General features: G+C 49.2%; 1 protein-coding gene. It reads right to left on the bottom strand.

The annotated features are described in order from the left end of the window. On the bottom strand, positions 1–331 hold a 331-nt coding region (locus tag A9G44_RS12870; RefSeq protein ID WP_176700506.1), incomplete at both ends, for a 4Fe-4S dicluster domain-containing protein.

The following is a 331-nucleotide window of genomic DNA, read 5'->3' as shown; positions in this document are numbered from 1 at the left end:
ATATTCAAACAGCGGTGTAATCAGCTGCGATGTACGAATATCAATACGTTCCAGTTTGCTACGGTCGATTTCTGGCAGGTTGAGGAAGAAATCGTAATTGATTTTCTCTTCTTCGACATGTTCCAGGCGAGACATCATATTGATGGCTTTAATCTCTGGATTCTGACGGTCTTTCGCCGGGCAAACTTCGACGCACAGGTTACAACCGGTGCAATCTTCCGGTGCCACCTGCAAGACATATTTCTGCCCGCGCATATCACGCGATTTCACATCCAGCGAATGCAGGCTGGCAGGGGCGTTTTCCATCGCTTCAGGCGGCACCACTTTTGCG

Origin of the sequence: Gilliamella sp. Occ4-3, assembly GCF_001690675.1 — a bacterium.
Taxonomy (GTDB): Bacteria; Pseudomonadota; Gammaproteobacteria; order Enterobacterales; family Orbaceae; genus Gilliamella; species Gilliamella bombi.
The sequence above is the reverse complement of the archived record's forward strand: the minus strand, read 5'-3'. Positions and strand labels throughout refer to the sequence as shown.